Source organism: Hymenobacter bucti (assembly GCF_042681145.1).
GTDB classification, from domain to species: Bacteria; Bacteroidota; Bacteroidia; order Cytophagales; family Hymenobacteraceae; genus Hymenobacter; species Hymenobacter bucti.
The window spans coordinates 1-908 of the sequence record NZ_JBHUFD010000004.1 but is presented as its reverse complement, the minus strand read 5'-3'; the positions used below and the strand labels follow the sequence as shown (position 1 = coordinate 908).

1 rRNA gene is annotated in these 908 nt (G+C 55.5%); it reads left to right on the top strand.

Annotated elements, in window-relative coordinates:
• Positions 1-908, top strand: a 16S ribosomal RNA gene (locus ACFSDX_RS12240); the annotation flags it as partial.

The window sequence follows — 908 nt, the reverse complement described above, 5'->3', positions numbered from 1 at the left end:
GTTTGATCCTGGCTCAGAGCGAACGCTGGCGGCAGGCCTAATACATGCAAGTCGAGCGGCCCTTCGGGGCAGCGGCGGACGGGTGAGTAACGCGTGGGAATGTGCCCTTTGGTACGGAACAACACAGGGAAACTTGTGCTAATACCGTATGTGCCCTTCGGGGGAAAGATTTATCGCCATTGGAGCAGCCCGCGTTGGATTAGGTAGTTGGTGAGGTAAAGGCTCACCAAGCCGACGATCCATAGCTGGTCTGAGAGGATGATCAGCCACACTGGGACTGAGACACGGCCCAGACTCCTACGGGAGGCAGCAGTAGGGAATCTTGCGCAATGGGCGAAAGCCTGACGCAGCCATGCCGCGTGAATGATGAAGGTCTTAGGATTGTAAAATTCTTTCACCGGGGAAGATAATGACGGTACCCGGAGAAGAAGTCCCGGCTAACTTCGTGCCAGCAGCCGCGGTAATACGAAGGGGGCTAGCGTTGCTCGGAATTACTGGGCGTAAAGGGCGCGTAGGCGGATGTTTAAGTCGGGGGTGAAAGCCCGGGGCTCAACCTCGGAATTGCCTTCGATACTGGACATCTTGAGTACGGGAGAGGTGAGTGGAACTCCGAGTGTAGAGGTGAAATTCGTAGATATTCGGAAGAACACCAGTGGCGAAGGCGACTCACTGGCCCGTTACTGACGCTGAGGCGCGAAAGCGTGGGGAGCAAACAGGATTAGATACCCTGGTAGTCCACGCCGTAAACGATGAGTGCTAGTTGTCGGCATGCATGCATGTCGGTGACGCAGCTAACGCATTAAGCACTCCGCCTGGGGAGTACGGTCGCAAGATTAAAACTCAAGGGAATTGACGGGGGCCCGCACAAGTGGTGGAGCATGTGGTTTAATTCGATGATACGCGAGGAA